The sequence below is a fragment of the Pseudomonas sp. 10(2024) genome, from assembly GCF_045164175.1.
Taxonomy (GTDB): Bacteria; Pseudomonadota; Gammaproteobacteria; order Pseudomonadales; family Pseudomonadaceae; genus Aquipseudomonas; species Aquipseudomonas alloputida.
In genome coordinates, this window is the sequence record NZ_CP174006.1 from 2,342,600 (window position 1) to 2,369,312 (window position 26,713).

26 protein-coding genes are annotated in these 26,713 nt (G+C 62.4%); 10 read left to right on the forward strand and 16 right to left on the reverse strand.

The window, feature by feature from the left end:
• The first annotated feature begins 257 nt into the window (after window positions 1-257).
• Window positions 258-2,309 carry a TonB-dependent receptor gene (locus ACI7M0_RS10555; RefSeq protein ID WP_129932045.1) on the forward strand — a complete coding sequence of 684 codons (2,052 nt, stop codon included), beginning with the start codon at window positions 258-260 and terminating at the stop codon, window positions 2,307-2,309.
• A gap of 91 nt (window positions 2,310-2,400) precedes the next feature.
• Here ACI7M0_RS10555 and ACI7M0_RS10560 read toward each other — a convergent pair whose 3' ends face one another.
• Together ACI7M0_RS10560 and ACI7M0_RS10565 are read right to left on the reverse strand one after the other, a co-directional pair.
• The gene (locus ACI7M0_RS10560; RefSeq protein ID WP_014590635.1) at window positions 2,401-3,813 is read right to left on the reverse strand and encodes a cytosine permease; all 1,413 of its coding nucleotides are present in this window, start codon (window positions 3,811-3,813) and stop codon (window positions 2,401-2,403) included.
• Window positions 3,814-4,191: 378 nt separating this feature from the next.
• A complete protein-coding gene (locus ACI7M0_RS10565; RefSeq protein WP_003256079.1) occupies window positions 4,192-4,644 on the reverse strand; it encodes an Lrp/AsnC family transcriptional regulator in 453 nt (150 codons plus the stop codon).
• Between the two features lie 111 nt (window positions 4,645-4,755).
• On the opposite strand from ACI7M0_RS10565, the gene ACI7M0_RS10570 reads away from it, so the two are divergent.
• Window positions 4,756-5,370 carry a LysE family translocator gene (locus ACI7M0_RS10570; protein WP_064493008.1) on the forward strand — a complete coding sequence of 205 codons (615 nt, stop codon included), beginning with the start codon at window positions 4,756-4,758 and terminating at the stop codon, window positions 5,368-5,370.
• A gap of 67 nt (window positions 5,371-5,437) precedes the next feature.
• The gene (locus ACI7M0_RS10575; protein ID WP_003256077.1) at window positions 5,438-6,070 is read left to right on the forward strand and encodes a LysE family translocator; all 633 of its coding nucleotides are present in this window, start codon (window positions 5,438-5,440) and stop codon (window positions 6,068-6,070) included.
• A gap of 19 nt (window positions 6,071-6,089) precedes the next feature.
• Here the strand turns inward: ACI7M0_RS10575 and ACI7M0_RS10580 are convergent, their stop codons facing one another.
• The 10 genes from ACI7M0_RS10580 to ACI7M0_RS10625 form a co-directional block, all read right to left on the reverse strand.
• Window positions 6,090-8,273, reverse strand: coding sequence for an ATP-binding protein (locus ACI7M0_RS10580; RefSeq protein ID WP_104961446.1), 2,184 nt, complete (start codon window positions 8,271-8,273; stop codon window positions 6,090-6,092).
• Between the two features lie 151 nt (window positions 8,274-8,424).
• Window positions 8,425-8,988 carry an NUDIX hydrolase gene (locus tag ACI7M0_RS10585; RefSeq protein ID WP_010954491.1) on the reverse strand — a complete coding sequence of 188 codons (564 nt, stop codon included), beginning with the start codon at window positions 8,986-8,988 and terminating at the stop codon, window positions 8,425-8,427.
• A gap of 2 nt (window positions 8,989-8,990) precedes the next feature.
• Window positions 8,991-9,743: a GntR family transcriptional regulator gene (locus ACI7M0_RS10590; RefSeq protein WP_010954490.1), complete on the reverse strand. Its 753-nt coding sequence runs from the start codon at window positions 9,741-9,743 to the stop codon at window positions 8,991-8,993.
• Between the two features lie 88 nt (window positions 9,744-9,831).
• Window positions 9,832-10,221, reverse strand: a complete 390-nt coding sequence (locus tag ACI7M0_RS10595; protein ID WP_003256073.1) for a carboxymuconolactone decarboxylase family protein — start codon at window positions 10,219-10,221, stop codon at window positions 9,832-9,834.
• 185 nt (window positions 10,222-10,406) lie between these two features.
• Entirely contained in the window at window positions 10,407-10,892 is a 486-nt protein-coding gene (locus ACI7M0_RS10600) for a flavin reductase family protein (RefSeq protein ID WP_014590641.1), read from the reverse strand.
• A 12-nt stretch (window positions 10,893-10,904) separates the two neighbouring features.
• Entirely contained in the window at window positions 10,905-12,386 is a 1,482-nt protein-coding gene (locus tag ACI7M0_RS10605) for an aldehyde dehydrogenase (protein ID WP_129932044.1), read from the reverse strand.
• Window positions 12,383-13,216, reverse strand: coding sequence for an alpha/beta fold hydrolase (locus tag ACI7M0_RS10610; RefSeq protein ID WP_129932043.1), 834 nt, complete (start codon window positions 13,214-13,216; stop codon window positions 12,383-12,385). Before ACI7M0_RS10610 ends, ACI7M0_RS10605 begins: the two co-directional genes overlap by 4 nt.
• 68 nt (window positions 13,217-13,284) lie before the next feature.
• Window positions 13,285-13,881 carry an amino acid synthesis family protein gene (locus ACI7M0_RS10615; RefSeq protein WP_003256068.1) on the reverse strand — a complete coding sequence of 199 codons (597 nt, stop codon included), beginning with the start codon at window positions 13,879-13,881 and terminating at the stop codon, window positions 13,285-13,287.
• 264 nt (window positions 13,882-14,145) lie between these two features.
• A complete protein-coding gene (locus tag ACI7M0_RS10620) occupies window positions 14,146-15,186 on the reverse strand; it encodes an LLM class flavin-dependent oxidoreductase (protein ID WP_129932042.1) in 1,041 nt (346 codons plus the stop codon).
• Between the two features lie 80 nt (window positions 15,187-15,266).
• Window positions 15,267-15,752, reverse strand: a complete 486-nt coding sequence (locus ACI7M0_RS10625) for a flavin reductase family protein (RefSeq protein WP_010954485.1) — start codon at window positions 15,750-15,752, stop codon at window positions 15,267-15,269.
• Between the two features lie 316 nt (window positions 15,753-16,068).
• Between ACI7M0_RS10625 and ACI7M0_RS10630 the strand changes: the two genes are divergently transcribed.
• Entirely contained in the window at window positions 16,069-17,472 is a 1,404-nt protein-coding gene (locus ACI7M0_RS10630) for a cytosine permease (RefSeq protein WP_129932041.1), read from the forward strand.
• A 69-nt stretch (window positions 17,473-17,541) separates the two neighbouring features.
• On the opposite strand, the gene ACI7M0_RS10635 is transcribed toward ACI7M0_RS10630, so the two are convergent.
• Window positions 17,542-18,462 (reverse strand): AraC family transcriptional regulator, encoded by a 921-nt coding sequence (locus ACI7M0_RS10635; protein WP_064493004.1) that lies wholly within the window; start codon window positions 18,460-18,462, stop codon window positions 17,542-17,544.
• 102 nt (window positions 18,463-18,564) lie between these two features.
• Between ACI7M0_RS10635 and ACI7M0_RS10640 the strand changes: the two genes are divergently transcribed.
• The 5 genes from ACI7M0_RS10640 to ACI7M0_RS10660 all read left to right on the forward strand — a co-directional run bounded on the left by ACI7M0_RS10640 (window position 18,565) and on the right by ACI7M0_RS10660 (window position 23,054).
• Window positions 18,565-19,125, forward strand: coding sequence for a carboxymuconolactone decarboxylase family protein (locus ACI7M0_RS10640; protein ID WP_029615376.1), 561 nt, complete (start codon window positions 18,565-18,567; stop codon window positions 19,123-19,125).
• Window positions 19,126-19,224: 99 nt separating this feature from the next.
• Window positions 19,225-20,289 (forward strand): acyl-CoA dehydrogenase family protein, encoded by a 1,065-nt coding sequence (locus ACI7M0_RS10645; protein ID WP_104887781.1) that lies wholly within the window; start codon window positions 19,225-19,227, stop codon window positions 20,287-20,289.
• Window positions 20,286-21,107, forward strand: a complete 822-nt coding sequence (locus ACI7M0_RS10650; protein ID WP_129932040.1) for an ABC transporter ATP-binding protein — start codon at window positions 20,286-20,288, stop codon at window positions 21,105-21,107. The genes ACI7M0_RS10645 and ACI7M0_RS10650 overlap by 4 nt, the downstream gene beginning before the upstream one ends.
• The gene (locus ACI7M0_RS10655; RefSeq protein WP_129932039.1) at window positions 21,094-22,299 is read left to right on the forward strand and encodes an ABC transporter substrate-binding protein; all 1,206 of its coding nucleotides are present in this window, start codon (window positions 21,094-21,096) and stop codon (window positions 22,297-22,299) included. The genes ACI7M0_RS10650 and ACI7M0_RS10655 overlap by 14 nt, the downstream gene beginning before the upstream one ends.
• Window positions 22,299-23,054: an ABC transporter permease gene (locus tag ACI7M0_RS10660; protein ID WP_129932038.1), complete on the forward strand. Its 756-nt coding sequence runs from the start codon at window positions 22,299-22,301 to the stop codon at window positions 23,052-23,054. The genes ACI7M0_RS10655 and ACI7M0_RS10660 overlap by 1 nt, the downstream gene beginning before the upstream one ends.
• A gap of 111 nt (window positions 23,055-23,165) precedes the next feature.
• Here the strand turns inward: ACI7M0_RS10660 and ACI7M0_RS10665 are convergent, their stop codons facing one another.
• Together ACI7M0_RS10665 and argC are read right to left on the reverse strand one after the other, a co-directional pair.
• Entirely contained in the window at window positions 23,166-23,852 is a 687-nt protein-coding gene (locus ACI7M0_RS10665) for a GNAT family N-acetyltransferase (protein WP_064492999.1), read from the reverse strand.
• A gap of 76 nt (window positions 23,853-23,928) precedes the next feature.
• Window positions 23,929-24,870, reverse strand: a complete 942-nt coding sequence (gene argC, locus ACI7M0_RS10670; RefSeq protein ID WP_129932037.1) for an N-acetyl-gamma-glutamyl-phosphate reductase — start codon at window positions 24,868-24,870, stop codon at window positions 23,929-23,931.
• A 156-nt stretch (window positions 24,871-25,026) separates the two neighbouring features.
• Between argC and ACI7M0_RS10675 the strand changes: the two genes are divergently transcribed.
• Window positions 25,027-25,905, forward strand: coding sequence for a LysR family transcriptional regulator (locus ACI7M0_RS10675; RefSeq protein WP_014590656.1), 879 nt, complete (start codon window positions 25,027-25,029; stop codon window positions 25,903-25,905).
• A 66-nt stretch (window positions 25,906-25,971) separates the two neighbouring features.
• On the opposite strand, the gene ACI7M0_RS10680 is transcribed toward ACI7M0_RS10675, so the two are convergent.
• Window positions 25,972-26,622 (reverse strand): TIGR04211 family SH3 domain-containing protein, encoded by a 651-nt coding sequence (locus ACI7M0_RS10680; protein WP_020190496.1) that lies wholly within the window; start codon window positions 26,620-26,622, stop codon window positions 25,972-25,974.
• Window positions 26,623-26,713 lie beyond the last annotated feature (91 nt).

A 26,713-nucleotide genomic window follows, 5' to 3' on the forward strand; every position in this document is an offset into this window, starting at 1 on the left:
AGGGGCGTGGGCATTCGCAGGCCTCCCCGGTGGCCACAAGTGCGCCGGTGAGGGCATTGTCGGAAAGGTCACGCGTGTTGAGGTGTTAGGCATGCCTCAGCGGGGCGCGCAAGCGAAGGAGGCGGCTATGAGGCAAGAAATCCTGATACGTCAGTGTTTATTGTTATGGTATAACATCATTTGCCATAAGGTAGACGCAGATCCTGCCTTCTTCATCTGTGCGCCAACACACACTCAACCCCGCGTCAGGAACCTCCATGCGATTCACCCCAGCCTCGTTTGCCGTCTTCACGGCAATGTTCACACCTGAAATCCTCGCCGAACAGACCGGTAGCTCCACCATCATCCTCGGTGAAGTGAATATTACCCAAACTGCCGGTACAGCCTTGAGCACTGAAAATGTGCTTACTTCGGTCGACGTTCTGGGCGGCGACCAGGTGCGAGACAAGAATGTGATGAACAGCTGGCAATTGTTGGGGCAGATGCCGGGCATCCAGTTGACCGAAACAGGGCAAGGTGCCGAGTCAGGCAAGGTCACCTTCCGCGCGTTCAATGGCGAGGGCTACATCAACGGCATCAAGACCTTGATCGACGGTGTGCCGAGCAACGTCAACAGTGGCAACCAGCGCTTCATCGACATGATCTTCCCGCTGGACATCGAGTACATCGAAGTTGTACGCGGTACCAACGATCCGCGCTATGGGCTGCACAATATCGGTGGCAACATCAACTTCGCGACCCGCCAAGGTGGGAACTATGTCGATAGCCGTGTGACTTACGGCAGTTTCGACACGCGCGAAGTGCAGTTGGCAGCCGGGCACGAGGAGGGGAACTTTGCCCAGAACTATATCCTCGCCAAGCAAGACAGCAACGGTTACCGCGACCACAGCGAATCCAACAAATACTCGCTCGGCGGCAAGTGGTTCATCAGCAACGACGAACAGGATTTCCGTGTCGGCCTGATCGCCCGCCTGTACCACCACCAGGCCCAGGAGTCAGGTTTCCTCACCCGCGAACAACTGCACGCCAGCCGCACCCAATCGCCGGCCAAGAACGCCAATGACGGTGACGACCGCGACATGAAGCAGCTGAGCCTGCACGCCGACTGGCAGCTCGACGACGACCTGAGTCTGAGCAGCAAGCTGTACTACAACAGCTACAACGATGATCGAACCATCACCTTCACCGATTACCAGCCCGGCAACGCGCCACGCCAGCGTCGTCAGTGGGATGAACAGCAGCGAGGGATGCTCAGCAACCTGACCTGGCGCGCTGACGATCTGCTGACGCTGGATGGCGGCATCAACTACGAGGAGCAGGACAACCAGTATCGTCGCCTGCGCTACAGCTACGGGATCCCGACTGATTTCGACGCTACACCGGCACGTGTGCAGAACGACGACACTTACACCCTGCGCAATATTGGCGGTTATGTGCAGGCGGTCATTCAGCCGACCGACGCACTGAAGATCATTCCTGCCATGCGCGTCGACAAGTTTTCTGGTAACAGCGAGACGCTTGGCGGTGTCAAGGCATCCCTGCAGGATTATGGCTGGATCCGCCAGCCGAAGCTGAGCGTAATCTACAGCCTCACGCCCGAGATCGACCTTTATGCCAACTGGGGGCGTACCTTCCAGATTCTTACAGGCTCCGGCGGGCCAGCCTACAGGGTGCCTGGGCAAGCCTCGTACGACCCGTCGATCAACACCGGCAAGGAAGTGGGCATCAAGTTTCAGCCATTCCCGGGCGCTCAGGCGCGGGTTGCGCTGTGGCAGCAGGACGCGACCGATGAAGTCGCGAACATGCCCAGCACTGGCACCACGGTCGGCCTTGGCGAAACACGCCGGCGTGGCGTGGACATGCAGATCAGTGCTCAGCTGGACGATCAATGGACGGTATGGGCGTCCCACGCGATCCAGGAGGCCAAGGTGGTCAAGGCCTACGCTGCAAACGGCCAGTCATTGTCCGGCAAAGAGGTATTTTCCACCCCGCGCTACATCAGCAATGTGGGTGTCGACTACCGATACAACGATGACTGGAAGTTCGGGGCGCAGGGGCGGGCGCAAGGCAGCTACTATATCGACGAGCTGAACGAGCAGGGTAAGTACGGCGGTTTCGTGGTCGTGGACGCCAGTGTCAGTTACCGTATTACCTCGTCGACCAGCGTCGACCTGCAGGTTAAAAACCTGTTTGACCGTGAATACGAATACGTCTGGTACGACAACTTCTTCTGGGGCGGCGACGACCAGGCGATGTTCTCGCCAGCACCTGGCCGCTCAGCGTTCGTGTCGATAAACATGAGCCTTTGACGGGAACCTCTTGAGGGCGAAACCTATCGCCCTCAAGAGGTCTCCAGGATCTTAGGCCAGTTCACCTTGTGCTGCGAATGGCCAGTGCAGCTTAAGCCACCGCTGCCAGCTTGGCGCTGGTCTGCCGACGACGGTAGGCACTGTCTCGGCTCGCCAGCCACCAGTACAGCGGCGAGGTGATCGCCAACCCTACCAGCCACGACAGGTCAGCCCCGTTGATGTGCTCGGAAATCGGCCCGACGTACAGCGGGGTGTTCATGAACGGTATCTGCACCACGATACCCACAGCGTAGGCGATCAGTGCCTGCGGGTTGTAGCGCCCATAGATCCCACCATCGACCTGGAAGATCGACTGGATGTCGTAGTCACCTTTGTGAATGGCGTAGAAGTCGATCAGGTTGATCGCCGTCCACGGCACCAGCACCACCAGCAGTACCAGCACCATGTCAACGAAGTGGCCGATGAAGTCTGCCGAAGCGAACACCGCTACCACGCAGCAGGCTGACAGCACGATCAGCGACAGCACTGCCCGGCTTTTGGCGGTGGGGATCCAGCGGTAGGCGAACGTTTGCACCAGGGTGATGATCGACAGCACAGCGCCATACAGGTTGAGAGCGTTATGGCTGATCACGCTGAGCAGGAACAGCACCAGCATGATCGGGCCGAGCGTGCCGGTGGCCAGCTTGACCGCGTCCATGGTGTCCATGCCGGCCGGGATCGCCAGCACGGCCACGGCGCCGAAGATGAATGACAGGCTTGAGCCCAGGGCCGAACCCAGGTAGGTGGTCCAGAAGGTCGAGCTGACTTTGACATCTGCCGGGAGGTAGCGCGAGTAGTCCGACACATAGGGCGCAAAGGCGATTTGCCACAACGCCGCCAGCGACACGGTGGCCAGCCAGCCGGCCAGGTTGAAGCTGCCACGGGTGAGGAAATCGTCGCTTTGTACATGGGTGAAGATGTAGCCGAAGCCGACCACGATACCGATACCCAGTACCCAGGTGCCAATGCGATTGAGCACGTGGATGAAGCGGTAGCCGATGATGCCGATGATGCCTGAACCCAGCGCACCGATGACGATGCCCACCGGTACCGGAACGGCGTCGACCACGCCATGCAGTGACTTGCCGGCAAGGACGATGTTGGATGCGAAGAAGCCGATGTACATGACACCGGCGATCACCACCACCAACAGCGCACCGAGGGTGCCGAACTGGGCGCGGCTCTGGATCATCTGCGGAATGCCCATTTGCGGGCCCTGGGCCGAGTGCAGGGCCATCAGCACCCCGCCGACCAGGTGGCCGACAAGGATGGCGACGATGCCCCATACCAGGTTCAGGTGGAACAGTTGCACACCCAGCGCGCCGGTGACGATGGGCAACGGCGCGATGTTGCCGCCGAACCAGAGTGTGAACAGATCCCTTACCTTTCCATGGCGGTCTTGCGGGGGCACGTAGCCGATCGTGTGTTTTTCTATCAGGGGTGCCGAATTGGCTGCACTGGTCATGACTGACTCCAAGGCAAGGTAGGGCATTGGGAACTGCCCGGGGGCGTGCCGGCGGTGGGCGACGCGTTCTTGTTGGAGCGATGATGAGGGGCGCGGGGATAACGAGAAATTAGTAAATATGTGCCCATAAGCGTTAAAAAAACTAAGGCTGACAAAAGCTTAAGCGGGTGACGGTAGCAAGGAGAGTGCCAGCTGGCTGAAGGCCTTGGGGTAGAGGGACGGCGGGGGTGGCAACCGGATCACGGTGGGCTGGGTTGGTGCGATGTGCGCGTTTTCAGGGCAGATGAAAGGTTGCCTGGGCCGGCCTTTTCGCGGGTAAACCCGCTCCTACAGCAGGCGCGGGTTTACCCGCGAAGGGGCCGGCACAAGAGGAAACAGCTACATGGGTAGCAACCGATCCTGAATCACTTCCTTCATCACCAAGGTCGAGCTCAAGCGTTTCACATTGGGAATACTGGTCAGGTGCTCGTCATACAGCTTCTGAAACGCCGGCAGGTCCTTGGCTACCACATGCAGCAGGTAATCGGGGTCGCCGAACAGCCGCTGCGCTTCGACAATCTGCGGGATCTGCGCCAGTGCCGTTTCAAAGTCCGCCACCGGCTGGCGGGTTACCTCGCGTAGCGTCACGAATACCAGCGCGGCAAAGTTCAGCCCAAGGGCGCTCGGTGCCAGCCGTGCGTGATAGCCCAGAATGGCTCCGGACTCTTCCAGTGCCTTCAAGCGCCGATGACAGGGTGACAGGCTAAGCCCCACGCGGTCGGCCAGCTCGGTTACCGACAGGCGCCCGTCTTTTTGCAGCTCGGCAAGGATTTTTCGATCAGTTCTATCCATTGGGAAGAATTTTCCAATTCATGAATGCCAAGGGGAAATATACGAAAGAATATCCCCGAGCGAAATCCGTAATCTTTCGACATCCCAATGCAGTAGATAAGGAAGATTCAAGTGGCTATCAGTGTGCTGACGGCGTTCTGGGCTGTGTCGATGCTGTTCGTGATTACCCCGGGTGCAGATTGGGCGTATGCCATCTCTGCAGGCATGCGCGGTCGCTGGGTGATGCCAGCGGTGGCGGGAATGTTGTCGGGGCATTTCCTGGCCACGCTGGTGGTGGCGGCCGGGGTTGGCAGCCTGCTGGCTGGTCACCCGTTGGCGCTGACCTTGCTGACCCTGGCGGGGTGCACCTATTTGCTGTGGCTGGGCGGTAACCTGTTGCTCAGCCCGTCCTTGCCGGCGGCCGGGCAGGGCGGCGCGGGGGAGTCGGGCTCGCGCTGGGCGTTGAAGGGTTTTTGCGTCAGCGGCCTGAACCCCAAGGTATTCCTGCTGTTCCTGGCCCTGCTGCCGCAGTTCACCGACCCGCAGTCGAGCTGGCCCGTACCGTTGCAGATCTTGTTGCTGGGGCTGGTCCATCTGTGCAGTTCGCTGGTGATCTACACGCTGGTCGGCTATGGCGCCAAAGCGGTGCTGAGCACCCGGCCGGGGGCGGCAAAGCTGGTCGGGCGGGTGTCGGGGATGGCGATGATTACCGTGGCCCTGGGCTTGATAGCCGGGCAAATGACCTGAATTTACCGGTTCAGAATGACTTCAGATACACTCGCTGCACCCTCATGCACAACCAGGAAGTGCCCCCATGCCCGAAACCACGCAACTGCTCACGTTCGCCCTGATTTGCCTCGGCATGGTCCTGACCCCAGGGCCGAACATGATCTACCTGATTTCCCGCTCGATCTGCCAGGGCCGCCAAGCCGGGTTGATTTCGCTTGGCGGTGTGGCTCTGGGCTTCGTCATCTACATGTTCTGCGCGGCAATGGGCATCACGGCGCTGGTGATGGCAGTACCCTTTGCCTACGACGCGCTGCGCATCGGTGGCGCGCTGTACCTTTTGTACCTGGCCTGGCAGGCGCTGCGGCCGGGTGGCCAATCGCCGTTCCAGCTCCGTGAACTGCCCGCCGACAGCCCGCGGCGGCTATTCACCATGGGGTTTGCCACCAGCCTGCTCAACCCCAAGATTGCCGTCATGTACCTGTCGCTTATGCCGCAATTCATCGAACCGGGCCACGGCAGCGTGCTGTTGCAGTCGCTGGTGCTGGGTTCGACGCAGATCGCCATCAGCGTTACGGTCAACGCGCTGATTGCGATCATGGCCGGCTCCATCGCCGTGTTCCTGGCTGGCAGGCCACTGTGGCAACAGGTTCAGCGTTGGTTGATGGGAACGGTGCTGGCGGGGCTGGCGGTGCGCATGCTGGCAGAAGGGCGCCGTTGATCGCCCATTGCGACAAGTATCAGTGGCCGAGTACTTGCCCGAGCATCTGGCACACCTGTTCTGCCGAGTAGGGTTTGGCCAGGAAGGTGAACCCTTGGTGCCCGCCTTCGGCAATCGCATCGCTAAAGCCCGAAGTAAGGATCACCGGCAACTGCGGGCGCTGGCGGCGAAGTTCGCGGGCCAGTGCCAAGCCACCCATGCCGGGCATGACCACATCGGAAAACACCGCATCAAAATCACCTGCCGGGCCAGTCAACTGCGCCAGCGCTTCTTCTGCCGAACGCGCATAGCTGATTTGGTAGCCGTGGTCCTCGAGGAACTGAGCCGTGAAGCTGCCCAGGTCGGGGTTGTCTTCTACCACCAGTATTCGTCGCCGCTCGCCCTGTACCTGCGGCTGGCTGCCGGCCGAGGCGTCTTCGGGCAAGGCCGCAGGTGAGTCCTCCTGCGGCAGGTACAGGGTAAAGGTGGTGCCCTGGCCGGGGATGCTGTTCACCTGTACATCGCCCCCGGATTGCTTGGCGAAACCGAACACCTGCGACAACCCGAGCCCGGTACCTTCACCTGGGGCCTTGGTGGTGAAGAACGGGTCGAAGATGCGCTCCAACAACTCGCTGGCAATACCGACGCCGCTGTCGCTCACCGATATTGCCGCGAACGGGCCAGGCAGCGAAGGCTGACCGCGCAAGGCAGGCAGGCACTGGTCGGCCTGCAGACGCAGCTGCAAGGCACCTTCGCCAGCCATGGCATCGCGGCCATTGAGCATCAGGTTGATCACCGCGGTTTCCAACTGGCTGAGGTCGGCGCGGATGTGGCAGGGCGCTTGCGGTAACTGCAGCTCGACCCGGATGCGCGCGCCAGTGACGGTGTCGAGCATGTCGGCCATGGCCTCCAGCCGAGGCCCGGCCTCGAACACCTGTGGGCTGAGGGCCTGGCGACGGGCGAAGGCCAGTAGCTGGCCGGTCAGTTTGGCACCACGGTCGACCGTGTCGGACATGGTCTTGAGGTAGCGCTCGCGGCGCTCCTCGGCCAGGTTGGGGCGCTGCAGGAAGTGCAGCGACGAGCGGATGATGGTCAGCAGGTTATTGAAGTCGTGGGCTACGCCGCCGGTCAGCTGGCCAATGGCTTCCAGCTTCTGGGCTTGGCGCAGCACGGCCTCGGTGTGCAGCAACTGAGTGGTGCGTTCTTCGACGCGATGTTCCAAGGTGGTGTTGAGCGCTTCAAGGGCCGCCATCGCTTCGCGCACTTCGGCATGGGCCTGGGCCCGTTGTATGTGTGCCCAGCATCGCTCGGTCACTTCGCTGATCAGTGTTTGCTCGTAGTCGGTCCATGCCCGGGGTACGCGGTCGTGAATCGCCATCAGCGCGGTCAGCCTGCCACCCTTGATCAGTGGCATGCAGATGGTGGCCGTAATGCCGATGGCCTGAAAAGTCGCCGCCTCGTCAGTGGCCAGTTCGCGCAGGTTGTCATTGATCACCAGGGCCAGGCCGCTGCGCAGGCGGCTGACAGCCAGGCGGCCGAAGTCATGCAGGTGATAGTGGCCCACCAGGCGTGGTGAACCGGGGGTCACCGCATCGCCGCAAATGGTGAAACCGTCCTCGTCGGGGTCCATCACCGCATAGGCGCAGCTGGACAGGCCAAGGTGCTCGACCAGCATGCGGGTGGTTATGGCCATGATCTGGTCCGGGTCGGTCGCCTCGGTCACGGCTCGCCCGAGGGTATCGAGAAAGTTCAGGCGTTGGTTGGTGACCACGCTGGCGGTGGTTTCGGTGACCGTGTCGAGCATGCCCAGAATCTCGCCATCATGGCCGCGAATCGGGCTGTAGCAGAAGGTGAAATAGGCCCGCTCCAAACCTCCGTTGCGGTCGATCATCAGCGGGAAGTCTTCGATGTACACCGCTTCACCGGCCAACGCACGGTCCGCCATGCTGCTGATTTCATCCCAGGCTTCGTGCCACACGTCGCGGAAGGGGATGCCCAAGGCCAGGGGCTTGCGACCGAGTATCGGGGTGAAGGCGTCGTTGTACAGGGTGATCAAGTCCGGGCCCCACAGCACGGCCTGCGGAAAGCGCGAGGCCAGGCACAGAGACATCGTGGTTTTCAGGGCGTCGGGCCAATGTTCCAGCGGGCCCAGGGGAGTGCTGGCCCAGTCGTGGTTGCGGATGCGTTCGGCCATTAGCCCGCCGCCGTCTAGCCATCTAGCCATGTGCTTTGCCGGTCCTCTTTCTCAAGGCCCTTAGGGTGCACCGAGAATAGACCGTTGGCGAGGGTTTTGTGAGGGGCTGTGCCACTGCACGAGCCTCTGCCACTGCGCGATCCGGGGGAGTGCAGATTCACCTGCGAAGAGGCCGGACAGGCTAGCGCATGAAGTGCACTTTGCCGGTGTCATCATTGCCCATGTAAATGCCATACACCCCGGCCTGCCGCTCGAGGATGTAGCGCTCGAGAATTTGCCGGATAGCCGGGTAGTAGATTTCATCCCAAGGGATTTCATCCGGTTCGAAGAACTTGTACGCCAGCGTCTCCGGCCCATACTGCCCGGTCTCTTCGGTGACGATGGCACGGAAGATGATGTACACCTCGCTGATCTTTGGCACGCTGAAGATCGAATACGGCGAGACGATGTCCGCACGTACCCCGCTTTCTTCCCATACCTCGCGCAGCGCCGCCTGTTCGGTGGTTTCGCCAGCCTCCATGAACCCGGCAGGCAAGGTCCAGGTGCCGGGGCGAGGGGGGATGGCGCGCTGGCACAGCAGGTACTTTCCATCGCGCTCGATGATGCAGCCGGCGATGATCTTGGGGTTGATGTAATGGATGTAGCCGCAGCCGGTGCAATGCAGGCGTTCGTGGGTATCGCCTGTGGGAACGCCCCGGGCCAGTTCCTTGGTGCAGTGCGGGCAGTAGCGCGGGGCATTGGGCATGATCAGCGACCTATGCGGGGTTCCTTCAGGGCCAAGGGTTCGACAATGTCGCGCACCTTGGCGTTGTCATCCTGCTTCTGGCGCAGGTAGTCCAGGGCCACCTTGGCGGCGGCGCGGACGTGGTCGACCGAGGCCTGGTGGGCCACCAGCGGGTCGCCGCCCTTGATGGCCTCGACGATCTTTTCCATTTCGCGGTTGCTGGCGCCGCGGCGGTTTTCCTGCGATACCGAGGTGGCGCGCAGGTAGCTGATGCGTGCTTGCAACTGGCGCAGCTGCTGGGCCGCCACCTGATTGCCAGAGCCTTCCAGCAGCACATCGTAGAAACCTTGTACCGAATCCAGCACCTGTTGCAACTCGCCTTCTTCCAGTGCTTCGCGGTTCACTTCCAGCGCGCGTTCCAGCGCACGGATGTCCTTGGCCTTGGCGTTGAGGGTGAACAGTTGCACGATCAGGCCTTCGAGCACACAGCGCAGCTCATAGATGTCACGTGCGTCTTCCAGGGTGATGATGGCCACGCGCGGGCCTTTGGCGTCGGCAAACTCGACCAGGCCTTCGGACTCCAGGTGACGCAGCGCTTCACGTACCGAAGTGCGGCTGACGCCGAGGCGGTCGCACAGGTCGCGCTCGACCAGGCGGTCGCCGGGCAACAGGTGAAAGTTCATGATTGCGGTGCGCAGCTTGTCGAGCACGATTTCGCGCAGAGTAACGGGGTTGCGGTTGACCTTGAAGCTGTCGTCGAGTGGCTGGCGTTTCATCAGGTGCGCTCTTTATGAGGCTGTTGCGCCAACATCGCGGAATGCCCCGAACCGAGGCTTTCCATGCAGTGGTTCGAACAGCCCGTTGTTAACGGGTTGGCTCCGCATCGGCTTCGGCAAAGGCTTCACGGGCCAGGCGGAAACTGTCCACCGCCGCGGGTACGCCGCAATAAATGCCGACCTGGAGCAGGATTTCGCGAATCTGTTCACGGCTCAGCCCATTGCGCAGGGCACCGCGAATGTGCAACTTGAGCTCGTGGGGCCTGTTGAGCGCGGAAATCATGGCCAAGTTTATCATGCTGCGCTCTTTCAGCGACAAGCCTTCGCGGCCCCAGACGTGACCCCAGCAATACTCGGTGACCAGCTCCTGCAACGGTTTGGTGAATTCATCTGCGTTCTGGATCGAGCGGTTGACGTAGTCCTCGCCCAGTACCTGGGTGCGGATTTTCAGGCCCTTTTCGTACTTTTCATTGCTCATGTGCAGTACTCCGGCATAAAAAAGGGGCCGCAACCGAGGGTGAGACGATTAGCGCGACCCCTGAAAACAGGGGCATCGGTGTTGGCTTCTTCGCGGGCTTGCCCGCTCCCACAGCTTCCGGAATCTGTGCGATACCTGTGGGAGCGGGCAAGCCCGCGAAGAGGCCAACACCGACTCAAGATGTATCAGCCAAGTGGCGGCAGGGCGCCGAGCTTGCCCTTGTGGTACACCATCGGGGTCATCGGCTGCTCAGGCAACACCAGGTTCTTCACCGCGCCGACAATGATCGCGTGGTCACCGCCGTCGTACTCGCGCCACAATTCGCACTCGATGATCGCCGTGGCCTTGGCCAGCAGAGGGTTGCCCAGCTCGCTCAGGTGCCATTCGACGCCCTTGGCCTTGTCCTTGCCCTTGCCTGCGAAGGCATACGCCTCGGCAGTCTGGTCGGCGGACAGCAGGTGGATGGCGAACTGCTTGCTGTCGCGCAGGATCGGGTAGGTGTCGGAGGCGTAGTTGGGGCAGAACAGCACCAGCGCCGGGTCGATCGACAGCGCGCTGAACGCACTGGCGGTGATGCCGACGATGCCGCCGTCGGCGTCCAGGGTGGTCACTACCGTGACGCCTGACGGGAAGGAGCCCATCACGTCTTTGTAGATGCCGGGTTCGATCATCTCGTGTTCCTCCTAGCGCATCACGAACGGGTCGGGCATCGGCGCGGTGGACAAGTTGATCCACACGGTCTTCAGCTCGGTATAGGCCAGCACCGAATCGATGCCGCTCTCACGGCCGTAGCCGCTGTTCTTGAAACCACCTATCGGTGCCATGGCCGACACAGCGCGGTAGGTGTTGACCCAGATGATCCCCGAACGCACGTCGCGGGCCAGGCGGTGGGCACGGCCCAGATCGCGCGTCCAGATGCCGGCAGCCAGGCCGAACTGTGAGTCGTTGGCTATGGCCAGGGCTTCTTCTTCGGTTTTGAAGCGAATCACTGCGGCGACCGGGCCGAACACTTCTTCCTGCATGATGGTCATCGCGTTGCTGTCGCACTCGAACAGGGTCGGCTCGTAGAACCAGCCGTCACCTTCAACGTCGGCACGCTTTCCGCCCATATGCAGTTTGGCGCCTTCGGCCTTGGCCGCAGCCACCAGGCCTTCGACGACTGCCAGCTGCTGTGCGGTGGCCATCGGGCCCATTTCGCTGGCGTCGTCCTGTGGGTTGCCGATGCGGATGCGCTTGGCGCGGGCAATCAGGCGCTCGACAAACACGTCGAAGATTTCATCCTGCACCAGCAGGCGCGAACCGGCCACGCAGCTTTGCCCGGACGCGGCATAGATGCCGGCCACGGCGCCATTGATGGCGCTGTCCAGGTCGGCGTCGGCGAAGATGATGTTCGGCGACTTGCCGCCCAGTTCCAGCGACAGCTTGGCGAAGTTTTCGGCGCTGCTGCGCACCACGTGGCGGGCGGTGGCGGCACCGCCGGTGAAGGCGATCTTGCGCACCAGCGGGTGGCGGGTCAGCGCCGCGCCGGTGCTGGGGCCGTAGCCGGTGATCACGTTGACCACGCCGGCCGGGAAGCCGGCCTCAAGGGCCAGTCGGGCCAGCTCGAGGATGGTCGCCGAGGCGTGCTCGGACGGTTTGAGCACGATGGTGTTGCCGGCAGCCAGGGCAGGGGCCAGCTTGATCGCGGTGAGGTACAGCGGGCTGTTCCACGGGATGATCCCGGCAACCACGCCGATCGGCTCGTGCACGGTGTAGGCGAACAGGTCGGGTTTGTCCAGCGGCAGGGTACCGCCTTCGAGCTTGTCGGCCAGGCCCGCAGTGTAGTGGAAGAACTCCGGCAGATAGCCGACCTGGCCGCGGGTTTCGCGGATCAGCTTGCCGTTGTCACGGCTTTCCAGCTGGGCCAGGTGCTCCTTGTTCTCGGCAATCAGGTCACCCAGGCGACGCAGCAGCTTGCCGCGGGCGGTGGCGGTGATGCTGCGCCACGCCTTGCTGTCGAAGGCACGCTGGGCGGCCTGAACGGCCAGCTCCACATCGGCTTCATCGGCGTCGGGCAGTTGCGCCCAGGCCTGGGCGGTGGCCGGGTTAAGGCTGTCGAAGGTCTTGCCGCTCTGGGCATCGCGCCATTGGCCGTCGATGCACATCTGGAAACGAACGAGGGTCATGCAACAATCCCCTTGGCGGATTCGGTGAGGGTGCGGGCTTGGGTGAGGAAGTCCAGCAGCATCTTGTTGACTTCACGCGGTGCTTCCACCGGCATCATATGCCGTTGCTCGGCGAGGACCACACTGCGTGCGCCAGGAATGCAGGCGGCGAGCTGGCGGGTCATGGCCGGGGTGGAGCCCGAGTCGAGTTCGCCGGTGGCGATCAGCGTCGGCACCTGGATACTGCCCAGGTCGTCGGCGCGGTACATGTCCTGAGTGGCGAACAGCGAATAAGTGGTGTGGTAGCCCTGCGGGTCGTTGCTCGCCAGCACCTGGCGAATGGCGGCGACCTGCGCGGGGTTGGCAGCCTTGTATTCACGGCTGAACCAGCGGTCCAGGGCAGCATCGACGTTGGCGTCTGGGCCCAGCTCCGCCGCTTGTGCAGCGCGGGCGATCACCCCGGCACTTTGCTCGGGGGTGCGGTTGAACACGCTGTTGAGCACGACCAGTGCAGCCAGGCGCTGCGGGTAATTGAGGGCGAATGCACGGGCAACCAGGCCGCCCATGGAGAAGCCGATCACGGTGGCTTGTGCAATTTGCAAGTGGTCAAGCAGTTCCGCGAGCTGGTCGGCATAGCCTTCCAGCGTTGTGTCGGCGGCCGGTACGCGGCTTTGACCGTGGCCGAGCATGTCGTAGGCGATGACGCGGTAGTCGTTGGCCAGGCCAACGAACTGACCGCCCCACATTTCCTTGTTCAGGCCCACGCCGTGGATCAGCACCACGGGTTGGCCCTGGCCGACATCCAGATAGCTGGTGCCGGCAGGTGTGCGTTCAGCGACAGGCTGAATCATGGAGGGCGCTCCTTGAAGGTCGGGCGCGGCGGGTAAGCACGCCACGCCCCGGCCCGTCTTGGTTGTTGTTATTGAGCGTTGGCTTTTTCGGCAGCCAGTTCTTCCAGGTCGATGTAACGGTTGCCGATGCGCGGGTGCAGGCGGCCGCCATCGGCTGCGCCCAGGACCACGACGATTTCATCGGCACGCGGGGCATCTTCGATCTGCATTTCCAGGGTGATGTAGTGCGAACGCAGGCCTTCGTCGTCCTTCTGCATCATCGGGATCTGGATCGAAGTGCCTGGGCCGCCGCGCTTGTTGGTGAAGCTCAGGTAGCTCTTGGCCTGTACCGCCTCGCGGTAGTGGTTGCCGAAGCGCAGGGTATGGATGACGGCCGAGGCGTGCTCGATTTCGCCATCGGCGCCGACGACGGCGGCCTTACCGTAGGCCTCGATCTTGTCGGCGCCGCCAATGGCAGCAGTCAGGCGCTCGACCATCAGGGCACCCAGCTCCGAGCAGTTGGCGCGAATTTCCGGCTTCAGATCTTCAACGAAACCGCGACCGGCCCATGGGTTCTTGATCACGACGGCCAGGCCGACCATGGTCACCGGCTTGTCGGTGGCCTTGCCGCCTTCGATGCGGGTCTCTTCGGAGTAGGTGACGATCTTGCGGATTTCGAAACTCATGGGTGGCTCCTGGTGAGGGTTATCAGCTCTTGTTGTCTGATGGTATACCATAATATTTGTTGTGCAAGAGGTGTCAGGAAATTTCTCTTGCCGGGGGACGAAAGGTGGCCTGATGCCTTGATTTCTCTGTTGTCTGTACTGGCCTCTTCGCGGGCTTGCCCGCTCCCACAGGAACTGCACAGGTTTCAAAAAAAAGCCCGCTCACGCAGGCCGAAGGGGCCCACGGGAGCGGGCGCGTCCCGCAATGATTCAGGCAATGGGAATTCAGGCGAACGCCGGCACCACTTCCTTGATGAACAGCTCGAGCGATTTTTTCTTCTCGGCGTGGGGCAAGCTGTTGTCGCACCAGAAGCTGAACTCGTCGACGCCCAGTTCCTGGTAGTACTTGATGCGTGCGATGATCTCTTCCGGCGTGCCGATCATGGTGTTCTTGCGGATGTTCTCCAGCTGGAACGCCGGCACTTCGGCGAATTTCGACTCCGGGCTCGGCTCCAGGAAGCCATTCACCGGGGTCGTCTTGTTGCCGAACCAGGCATCGAAGGTGCGGTAGAAGCGCGAGATCGCCTGGGCACCGACCTTCCAGCCTTCCGGATCCGCCGGGCTGTGCACATGGGTGTGGCGCAGCACCATCAGTTGCGGGCGCGGCACGCCTGGGTTGTTGTCCAGGGCGGCCTGGAACTTGTTCTTCAGGTCCAGCACTTCTTCGTCCCCCTTCATCAGCGGGGTGACCATGACATTGCAACCATTGGCAACGGCGAAGTTGTGCGAGTCCGGGTCGCGGGCGGCGATCCACATAGGCGGCGTGGCGTTGAACGGCTTCGGTACGCTGGTGGAGGTCGGGAACTTGTAGACTTCACCGTCGTGGGCGTAGTCGCCTTCCCACAGCTTGCGCACCACCGGCACCATCTCGCGCAGCGCCTTGCCGCCGTCGGTGGCCGGCATGCCACCTGCCATGCGGTCGAACTCGAACTGGTAGGCGCCGCGGGCCAGGCCCACTTCCATGCGGCCGTTGCTGATCACGTCGAGCAGGGCGCATTCGCCAGCGACGCGGATCGGGTTCCAGAATGGCGCAATGATGGTGCCGGCGCCCAGGCGGATCTTCTCGGTGCGCGCGGCCAGGTAGGCCAGCAGCGGCATCGGGCTTGGCGAAATGGTGTATTCCATGGCGTGGTGTTCACCGATCCACACGGTGCTGAAACCGCCGTATTCGGCCATCAGGGTCAGTTCGGTCAGGTCTTCGAACAGCTGGCGGTGGCTGACCTGTTCATCCCAACGTTCCATGTGTACGAACAACGAAAATTTCATGGGTTTTTCCTCAACGCTTGTTATTGCCCGTCAGTCAATCGGGCTTCAATTTGGGAGCGGGCTGCGTCCAACTGCAGGCTTCAGGCAAAGGCCGGCAGGCTGGCCATCTTGCCGCGGCAGTACACCATGGGCCGTGGTGCTTCTGCCGGGACGATCAGGTTGTGCACCTTGCCGACCATGATGGCGTGGTCGCCACCTTCGTATTCACGCCACAGTTCGCATTCGATGACGGCGGTGGCACCGGCCAGGATCGGATTGCCCAGTTCACTCAGGCTCCACTCGATACCGCTGGCCTTGTCCTTGCCCTTCTTGGCGAACGCGTAGGCTTCTGCCTGCTGTTCACCCGAGAGCAGATGAATGGCAAAGCGCTTCTGCTTGATCAGTACCGGGTAGGAGTCGGAGGTGTAGTTGGGGCAGAACAGCACCAGCGGCGGGTCCATCGACAGGGAGGAGAAGGCGCTGGCGGTCAGGCCGACGACCGAGCCGTCGTCGTCCTGGGTGGTGATGACGGTAACGCCGGACGGGAAGGAGCCCAGAACGTTCTTGTAGACAGTTGCGTCGATCATCGGGAGTACCTCTGAAGGGCTGCGGTGGTCCGCGGTTTTTATCGTTGATGTGTCTGATGGTATACCGTAATACCTATTTTGCAAGCGGAATTTTCAACCCTGGGTTTTCGCGATGAACGGCCCAAAGCCACGAAAACCGTGGCCTTGAGCGGTGAGGCGGTTTGTCGCAGGGGTTTCGCAAGCGGATCAGTGGCCGTTTTTTCATGCGGATCAGTGTTGTCAAAAGTTTGGAATACCATAATATGGTCCGCAGCTGAGAGGCCGCCTAGATGCGGTTTCCTTACAAAGATAAAAACGACCTTTCGAGCTGAAAACCATGTCCCAACCGTCGTCGCAACACCAGTTTGTCGAGAATCACACGGTCGATTACGTTCCACCTGCCGAGCGCCACGGGAAGGCGCGCGACCTGTTCACCCTCTGGTTCAGTACCAACATTGCACCACTGCCCATCGTCACCGGTGCCATGGTGGTCCAGGTGTTTCACCTGAACCTGTTGTGGGGGTTGATAGCCATCGTCCTGGGCCATCTGGTCGGGGGCGTGGTCATCGCCCTGGCCTCTGCGCAGGGGCCGCAGCTGGGCATTCCACAAATGGTGCAAAGCCGTGGCCAGTACGGCCGTTACGGTGCCTTGCTGATCGTGTTCTTCACCGCGCTGATCTATGTCGGCTTCTTTATTTCCAACATTGTCCTGGCAGGCAAGACCATCCACGGCATCGCCCCGAGCGTGCCGATGCCTGGCGCGATCGTGATAGGCGCCCTGAGCGCTACTGCCATCGGCGTGATCGGCTATCGTTTCATCCACATTCTCAACCGCATCGGTACCTGGGTGATGGGTTCGGCTTTGCTGGCCGGTTTCATCATGATGTTCATCCAGGACCTGCCGGCAGACTTCTTCAGCCGCGGCGCATTCAACCTGTCGGGCTTTATCGCCACCGTGTCGCTGGGCACCATCTGGCAGATCAGCTTCTCGCCGTACACGTCAGACTATTCGCGCTATCTGCCGCGTGAAGTGGGCATTGCCAAACCGTTCTGGGCTACCTACCTGGGCGCCACCCTGGGCACCATCCTGTGCTTCAGCTTTGGTGCAGTGGCCGTGTTGTGCGTCCCGCAAGGCACCGACGCAATGGACGCGGTGAAGCAGGCTACCGGCTGGCTGGGCCCGATCCTGATGGTGCTGTTCCTGCTCAACATCATCAGCCACAACGCCCTCAACCTGTATGGCGCGGTGCTGTCGATCGTGACCGCAATCCAGACCTTCATGGCCGAGTGGACGCCGAGCGTCAAGGTACGGGTGATCCTGGCCTCGGTCATTCTGGTGGGCTGCGGGATGGTGGCACTGAATGCCTCGGCGGACTTCATCGGCCAGTTCATCGGCCTGATCCTGGCGCTGCTGCTGGTGCTGGTGCCGTGGGCTTCGATCAACCTGATCGATTTCTACCTGATCAAGAAGGGCCAGTACGACATCGCCTCGATCTTCAGTGCAGACGGCGGCATCTATGGCCGCTTCAACCACCACGCGATCATTGCCTATGCCTGCGGCATCCTGGTGCAGCTGCCGTTTGCCAATACTTCGCTGTATGTGGGGCCGTACTCGAACATTGTCGAAGGGGCCGACCTGTCGTGGCTGTTCGGCTTGCTGGTGACGGTGCCGCTGTATTACTGCCTGGCCACACGCGGGAAGGCGGTTAACAGTGCGCGGGTTATCAGCGTCAACGACTGACAACTGCAACATGGGGCTGCTAAGCAGCCCCGACTATGGCCGCTTGGTCGATTTCCGCGCTTTGCTGGGTCAGGCATGCCCGCGCCCGTCATGCTGCCTGCGATACGCCCCCGGCTGCACCCCCACTGCCTTGGCGAACGCCCTGGTGAATGCGGCCACCGACTGATACCCCACCTGCGCGCCCACCTGCTCAACGGTATGCCCCGCCTGCAGCAACTGGCTGGCATGGCGCATGCGCAGCGCCAGCAGCACTTGTCCCGGTGACTGCCCGGCCAGCTCGCTGAAACGCTTGAAAAAAGCCGACCGTGACAACCCGGTGCAAGCGGCCATGTTCTCCAGGGTCCAGGTTTGCCCCGGTTGCTCGATCAATTGCTCAAGCAATCCGGCAAATGCCGGCTGGCGGGCGAGGGCGACCAGCCCGCCCAGCGATTGCCCTGCGTGCACCTGCTGGCGCAGCACGTACAGGAACAACAAGTGCGTCAGCCGTTCCAGTAGCATCTGTGATGGCCCAGCATCTCGCCGGCATTCTTCCAGGATCAGCCCGAACAGCGCCCGCGCTGCGCTGCCGCTGGGATCTTCAGCGCGTAACAAGATCCAGTCAGCGAGACCCTCGACAATCAGCGAGCAGAGGCCCGACTGAAAATGGAAGAAGCCGCAGACCAAGCCAACGCCGTCGGCGGCCTGGCTATCCAGCGCCTGCATGGCCTGGCGTGGCTGAGCACAGGCGTCGACCGGGTCCTGATCGCTGGACAAGCGATAGGCCAGGTCACGCAGCAGGAACACGGCATCACCTTTCTCCAGGCGAATGGCCTGCGGCTGGCCGTCAATGTGCAGCCAGCAATGCCCTTGCACCACCAGGTGAAAGCTGGCGCGGCCCATGCCTTGGGTACTGGCATGCCAGCCGCCGCAATAGCGGCCTACATGAAACAGGCTGGCATCGAGCTCCAGGCTTTCTAATAACCAATCGACAAGCGGGCTGGACGAAATCATCTAATGCAAAGACTCAGGAGCAAGGAAAGGCGACTGACGAATATGGAGGGTAGTTCTTATAACCAACAGACTGTAGTGACACTCATCAAAGGAGATCACTGCATGTCCGCGCGCATTACTTTACACACGCTGCAGAGCGCCCCGGAAGCGGCACGGCCGTTCCTTGAGAACGCGCAGAAGAATTCCGGCTTCATCCCCAACCTGCTTGGTGTGCTGGCCAACGCCCCGGCGGCGCTGGAGACCTACGTGACCGTTTCGGCACTCAATGGCAAGTCTGAGCTTGGCCTGGCCGAGCGTGAAGTGGTGCAACTGATCGCGGCCACCCAGCATGGCTGCGACTTTTGCGTGGCCGGCCATACGGCCGTCGCGCTGAACAAGGCCAAGCTGCCGCAGGAGGTGGTCGATGCTCTGCGTGCCCGTGGCGAACTCCCGAACGCCCGCTACGAAACCCTGGCCGCCTTTGCCCGCGAAGTGATCGCCACCCGTGGCAATGTCAGCGAAGCCACCTACCAGGCCTTCCGTGAGGCCGGCTTCAGTGAAGGCAACGCCTTGGAGGTGATTCTGGGCGTAAGCCTCGCAACCCTGTGCAACTTTGCTAATGTTTTCGCCCAGACGCCACTCAACGAAGAGCTTGGCAAATACCGCTGGCAGCCTTCTGCGTAGTCCACCTGTGATAATGGCCATTACCAGGCCGTTGTATGAGCGGCCTTGTGCCGTGAACGGGCCGCAGAGCGGCCCCGGCGTTATCAAAGGAGCAAGACCATGCAAGATTGTGCATTTCGACACTGGCTGGATGCCAATGCCGAGGCCATCGACCGGGGCCTGTGCGAACCGCAGCAGGTGCTGGCGCAGATCGCAGAATCGCAGCTGCTGCGCACGGGGGTCGACCCAGCGCTGGGCGGTACGGGCGGGCAGGTGACCGACGCGGTCGAGGCCATCGCCGCCATTGCCAGCCGCTCATTGGCTGCGGCTTTCGTCTGCTGGGGCCAGCGTGCCTTCATCGAATACCTGCTGCACAGCCCCAACCAGCCCCTGCGTGAGCGCCTGCTGCCGCGGCTGTTGACCGGTGAATTGGCCGGTGCCACCGGGCTGTCCAACGCCATGAAGTTCCTGTCCGGTATCGAAGCGCTGCAGGTGCGTGGCCGCCCGGCAGCCGATGGCTGGCACCTGGAAGGGCGACTGCACTGGGTGACCAACTTGCGTAAAAGCGGCTTCGTGGTGGCGGCGGCCATCGAGGATGAAGCCGGCGGCGCGCCGTTTGTGCTGGCCATTCCTTCCGACGCTCAAGGCCTGGAGCGCTCTGATGATCTACAACTGATGGGCCTGCAGTCGAGCAACACGGCAGCACTGGCTTTTCACCAGGTGCCGCTGGCCCGCGACTGGTTGCTGCATGAAAATGCACGCGAATTCCTGCCACGGGTACGTCCGGCATTCCTGGCGCTGCAATGTGGCATGGCCATTGGCCTGGCGCGACGAGCGCTGGAAGAGGTTCAGGCGCATCTGCATGGCCGAGCCTCGTTCCTCGACGAAGCCCGTCAGGTGCTTGGCGAACGCCTGGAAAACACCGTCAGCGAACTCAAGCAGGGCTTGCTCGAAGGTCGCTTCCAGCAGCAGCCGGCGGCCTTGTTCAAGCTGCGCATCATCCTGGCTGAAAGTGCTGCTGACGCGGTACAACTGGAGTTGCAGGCCAGTGGCGGCAAGGCTTACCTCTGCGAATACGGCGAAGGGTTCGCCCGCCGCTGGCGGGAGTCGGCCTTCGTGCCGATCGTCACGCCCAGCCTGGTGCAATTGCGCGCCGAACTGCAACGCCAGGCAGGCGTTGCATGAGCGCGGTATTGCTGGAGGCCCGTGAAATTCGCTTGGGCTACCCGCGTGAGGGTGGTTGGCAGCAGGTGCTGGCGCAGTTCGACCTGCAGCTGGCGCCAGGTGAAGTCGTGAGCATCCTTGGCCCCAGTGGTGTGGGCAAGTCCAGCTTGCTGCGGGTGCTGGCAGGCCTGCAGCAGCCTGGCGGCGGCAGCGTGAGCTTGCACGGCCAGCCGCTGCAGGGGCCGCACCCGCGTCTGGCGGTGGCCTTTCAGGACCCAAGCCTGCTGCCATGGCTGAGCCTGGAGAAGAACGTCGCCTTCGGCCTGGACTTCGCCCGTCAGCCCAGGCTGGCGGATGCCGAACGCCGTGCACGCATCGACCATGCGATTGCGGCTGTGGGCCTGGCCCACGCCCGTGGCCAGTACCCGGCGCAGTTGTCTGGCGGCATGGCCCAGCGCACCGCGCTGGCCCGCTGCCTGGCACGCCAGCCCGAAGTCTTGTTGCTGGATGAACCCTTAGGTGCGTTGGATGAGGTGACCCGCGCCGACATGCAGCAGTTGCTGCTGCAACTGATCGCCACGCACAAGACCGCGGCCGTGCTGATCACTCACGATATCGACGAAGCCCTGCTGCTGTCAGACCGGGTTCTGCTACTGGGCAACCACCCAGCGCACATCCTCGGCCAGTGGCACATCGACCTGCCGCAACCACGGACGCAGCGGGTCGAAGAACTGGGCGCTTTGCGTATCGAAATCCTCAAAACCCTTCGGCGGGCAAGCCGCACAGTCGAACCTACCCCAACCTCGTTGCCCTCGGAGGCTGTCCATGTGCATGGATGACTGTTGTTCCTCTTCTTCGCGTCGTGACTTTCTCAAGCTCGGCGCCATGCTCACTGCTGCCGGTGCATTGCCGTTGCTGTCGAGCTTGCAGGCGCGTGCCGCTGCCGAGCCGGACGCGCCGGTGCGCATCGGCTACCTGCCGATCACCGATGCCACGCCGCTGCTGGTGGCACATAACAACGGCCTGTTCGAGGCCGAAGGCATCAAGGCCGAGCGCCCGGTGCTGCTGCGCAGCTGGGCGCAGGTGATCGAGGCATTCATCTCCGGCCAGGTCAATGTCATCCACCTGCTTTCGCCGATGACGGTATGGGCGCGCTATGGCAGCAAGGTGCCAGCCAAGGTGGTGGCCTGGAACCACGTGGGCGGTTCGGGCCTGACTGTTGCGCCGGATATATCCGACGTGAAACAGCTTGGTGGCAAGACAGTGGCCATTCCGTTCTGGTACTCGATCCACAATGTGGTACTGCAACAGTTGCTCAACGACAACGGCCTGACGCCCGTGTCGAAGCCGGCCAATGCGCAACTGGCCGCCAACGAGGTCAACCTGCTGGTGCTGCCACCGTCCGACATGCCACCCGCTCTGGCCAGCAAGCGCATTGCCGGCTACATCGTTGCCGAGCCGTTCAACGCACTGGCCGAGAACCTCAAGGTGGGCCGCGTGCAGCGCTTTACCGGCGATGTATGGCGCAACCATGCGTGCTGCGTGGTGTTCATGCACGAGCATGACCTGAATAACCGCCCGGAGTGGTCGCAGAAAGTGGTCAACGCCATCGTCAAGGCCCAGCAATGGACCCGTGACCATCGCACCGAAGCCGCCGCACTGCTGTCCAGGGCGGGCCCCAACAAGTACACCCCACACGAGCCTGCGGTGCTGACCAAGGTCCTGGCGCCCGCCGCCGAAGACCGTGCTGGCTACATTGCCAGTGGCGCCATTCGCCATCAGCAGTGGGACGAAAAACGCATCGACTTCCAGCCATACCCGTTCCCGAGTTACACCGAAGAGCTGGTCAAGCGCCTGAAAACCACCCTGATCGAAGGCGACAATGCGTTTCTTGCCGGGCTGGATCCGGCGTATGCCGCACGCGACCTGGTCGACGATCGCTTCGTGCGGAATGCCATCGCGACAGTGGGTGGCCCGTCGGTGTTCGGCATTGCCGACAACTTCGAGCGTAGCGAGGAGTTTGCGGTCTGATGCGCACGCATGTCGTACATGCCGGCCTTGGGCTGGTCGGGTTGCTGGCCTTGTTGCTGTTATGGTGGGCCGGTGTGGCAATGTTCGGCCAGGCCGACGGCCTGTCGGCGCGCTTTTCGCCGGCGGCAACCCTGGCCAGCCTGGTCGAGCTGCTGGGGCAGGGCGAGGTCTATGGGCATATCTGGGTCAGCCTCAAGCGCATCCTGATTGGGCTGCTGCTGGCGCTGCTGATGGGCGTGCCGTTGGGCTTGCTGGTAGGCAGCTACCGGCACCTGGAGGCGGTGACCACGCCAGCATTTCAGTTTCTGCGCATGATATCGCCATTGTCGTGGATGCCTGTGGTGGTGATGCTGATGGGCGTGGGTGACCAGCCGATCTACTTCCTGCTGGCGTTTGCCGCGTTGTGGCCGATCTTGCTGAACACGGCGGCTGGGGTGCGCCAACTGGACCCGCGCTGGCTGCAACTGAGCCGCAGCTTGAGTGCCACGCGCTGGGAAACCTTGTGCAAGGTGATTGTGCCGGGGGTGATCGGTCACGTGCTGACGGGGGTGCGTCTGGCCATCGGTATTCTGTGGATTGTGCTGGTGCCGTGCGAAATGCTTGGGGTGAGTGCGGGGCTTGGGTATTTCATTCTTGATACCCGTGACCGGCTGGCGTATTCCGAACTGATGGCCATGGTGCTGCTGATTGGCGTGCTGGGGTTTGTGCTGGATGCCCTGGCGCGTGGGCTGCATCGGCGCTGGGTGCATGGCTGAAAGGCCAATGGGGTTTCTTCGCGGGCTCGCCCGCTCCCACAGGTACATCACCGGCCTTGGGCCTTACGGTATTCCTGTGGGAGCGGGCAAGCCCGCGAACAGGCCCTTGGATCAATGCACGTTCTTGCGCTGGCGCACACATTCCTGGGCTTGAGCGGTCAGCTCATCCAGCCGCTCATCGCGCATCTGCTCCGCTTCGATCATCGCATCCTCACCCTGCTGGTTAAGCAGATAGGTGTGAATCTGCAGCACTTCAGCCGTCTGATAAATCGGCGCAATGTCCAGGCGCCCGATCAGCGCACCACTGGGCTGGCCGGTACTGCTCATCAGCACCTGCGGGCCGTTGGCGGCCACCACTTGCATGCCCATCGCCTCGAACCACGGCACCTGGTTGGCAAAGGCGTTCAGCTCTACGCAGGCATGGCGTGAGCGCAGGTCGCCCAGCAGAGCACGGGCGATGCCCTGGCGGCGATGGCTGGCGCACACGGCCAGAAAGGCCAATGCACAGGCCTGCCCATCGTCCTGGGCTGGCAGCGACAGCGCAAAGCCCAGCAACTGGTCTGGTGCTTCGGCATCCAGCGCCAGGGTAAGCGCCACGGCCAGACCGCGGGTGCCGTCCAGCGCTTGCAGGTACTGGTGGACTTCCATGCCGACGCCGTACTGGTACAGCGGGTATAGCGGGTTGTCGACGGCGATGGCGACACTGCTCAAATCGCCGACATTGTGAATGACCAGCTCGCGGATCTGGTTCTGGAAAGATTCGGGCGGCACGCTGTCGAGGCGGCTCAGGATGAACATCTGGGGGCTCCGGCGGATGAGAATACGACCCGCGCTGTGTTGGCGCGGGTTGTACAGTCTAACCGTTTTTGCCGTATCAGCCGTGTGCCTGTAAGGCACCGAGCATCAGGTCGAGGTTTTGCACGGCAGCACCAGAGGCACCTTTGCCCAGGTTGTCGAACACCGCCGTGAGCAGTACCTGGCCATGCTCGGGGTTGGCGTACAGCGCCAGGCGCAGGTCATTGCTGCCGTTCAATGCCTCGGGGTCGAGGTTTACCGCAGCTCCGCACTGATGCAGAGGCATCACCTGAACATGGCGGGCACCCTGGTAATGCTGTTCCAGGCAGGCTTGCAACTGCTCGGCGCTGACCTGTCCAGGCAGCAGGCGAAGCTGCAGCGGAATGCTCAGCACGATGCCTTGGCGGTAGGCGCCATAGCCGGGCATGAACATCGGCCGCGCCGACAACCCCGCGTGCTGCTGTATCTCCGGTACGTGCTTGTGCGCCAGCTCCAGGCCATACAGCTGTAGCGCCGGGGCTTTGGCGGCGCCGGGCTGTTCATGCCGCTCGACCGCCGCTCGACCACCGCCGGAGTAGCCAGACACGGCGTGGATGTTCAGGGGGTAGTCCGCAGGCAGCAAGCCGGCCTTGACCAGTGGGTGCAGCAGCGCGATGGCGCCGGTGGGATAGCAGCCGGGATTGCTGACACGCGTGCTTTGCGCGATGCGCTCGGCTTGCTGTTCGTCAAGCTCCGGCAGGCCATACACCCAGCCTGGTGTGGTGCGGTGCGCCGAGCTGGCGTCGATCACCCGCACCTGTGGGTTGTGGATTGCGGCCACGGCCTCGCGGGCGGCGTCGTCGGGCAGGCACAGCAGGGCGATGTCGGCGCTGTTGATCGCTTCGCAGCGGCGTTGCGGGTCCTTGCGCTCGGCCTCGGGGAGGGTCAGCAGGCGAAGATCGCTCCGGCCCTGCAGGCGGGCATGGATCTGCAGGCCTGTGGTGCCTTGGTCGCCGTCGATGAAAACAACAGGGGTGTGCATGCTCGGGGTCCGGTTGGGGAAAGATAGCCTATGCTCGCCCGTAGCGTTGGTAATGAAAATTTGAATATGATGATCGATACATTCAGGTTTTCTGAATGATTTTTGAAACACGTGGTGAACCTGTGGGTTTACTCGAAAAAGGGCCTGCACTGACAATTGCGCGAAATCAGCCTCGACCGCCTCCGCACATTGGTGGTCATCACCGACCTGGGCTCCTTTGCCGAGGCCGCCCGTCAGCTTAACCTGGCGCCGCCCACCATCAGCTTGCACGTGGCCGAGCTGGAGGCGCGTATTGGCGCCCCGTTGCTCACCCGCACCCGCGGCCAGGTGCGGCCTACCGTCATCGGTGAAACACTGCTGGGGCGCGCCCGACGCCTGCTGGCGGACGCTGACTTGGCGCTGGACGAAGTGCGCCGGCAGGTCGCAGGGTTGACCGGGCGTGTGCGCCTGGGCGCCTCCACCGGTGCCATCGCCCATTTGCTGCCGCAGGCGCTGGCGCGCCTGCGTGTGGAGCACCCGGGGATCGATGTGCAGGTTCAGGTGCTGACCTCCCAGGCATCGCTCGCGCGCTTGCGTGAGGGCACACTGGATATCGGTCTTGTGGCCTTGCCGCAGGTAGCCGGCAAAGGGCTGACGGTTACCCCCTGGCGGCGCGACCCGATCCTGGCGTATGTGCCGGCCGACTGGCAGCCGCCGGCCAGGATCACCCCGGCCTGGCTGGCGCAACGGGCGTTGATCCTGAACGACAGTACCACCCAGCTGTCGCGGGTTACCGGCGAATGGTTTGCAGCGGCGGGGTTGTACCCCGAACCGCGGATCGAGCTGAACTACAACGATGCGATCAAGAGCCTGGTCGGCGCCGGGTACGGGGCGACATTGTTGCCGCAGGAGGGGGAGGCGACCGAGCTGGACCGGCGCATTGCCCGCCGACCGCTGCGGCCGGGGTTGTGGCGGCAGTTGGGTATTGCGTGTCGGGAAGGGCAGGTGGAGCGGGCCACGGGGTATGTGCTGGAGGCGCTGGAACGGTTGCGGTAGGGGCGGTTCCGCTGCTGCAAGACCTGTGGCAGGCCTGCACGTTCCAGCCCCGACGCCTTGCCGAACTCAGAACCAGCGATCGTTCTTCTTGCGCCCACGGGTCAGTGCCGGCAGGATCAGCCCCGCCAGCAAGCCTGCACCGGCAATGCTGCCGCCATACACCATGTAGCGCATCATCACCTGCTTGTTCTCATCCCCCAGGCGGGCCTGGGTATCGCGCAGGTCCGACTGGCTCTGATCGAGCTGCTCGTTCAGTGCCTTGTTGCGCGCCTCCAGCTCGTCAATCAGCTGCTTGCGCGAATCAAGCGTTTCCTGCATGCCCTGTACGCGGTTCTTCCAGCTGTCGTCGATGGTCTTCAACTGCCCGGTCAGTTCGGCGACCTGGGCATCGAGCAATGGCAGGCGCTCGTTCTGCCCGGGCACTGTCTGCAGGTCGTTGCTGAGGATCCACACCACATCGCCGTTCTGCCCGCGCACCTGGCTGTAATTGCCCTGGCTGCCGAGCAGGGTCAGCTTCTGCCCGGACTTGAGCGTGCCGACAATGCGGTGCCCGTCGGTCGGGCCGCTGCGCACGTAGGTGCTCAGGCTGTCACTGACCCAGCGTGCGTCGCTGGCAGGCTCTTCGGCGTGCACGGGTGCGACAAGACTCACCAAGGCGGCAATCAGGCCGATGCGCAGGGCAGGGAGGGCGGAAGCATTTGGGCGGGAATTGGGCATGTTGGGTCTTCGCTGAAACAGGACAAAAAGAAGGCCCGGTGACTGGGCCGATGAACCGGTCGGTGAGTTGACCGTCAGCGAAAGACCGTTT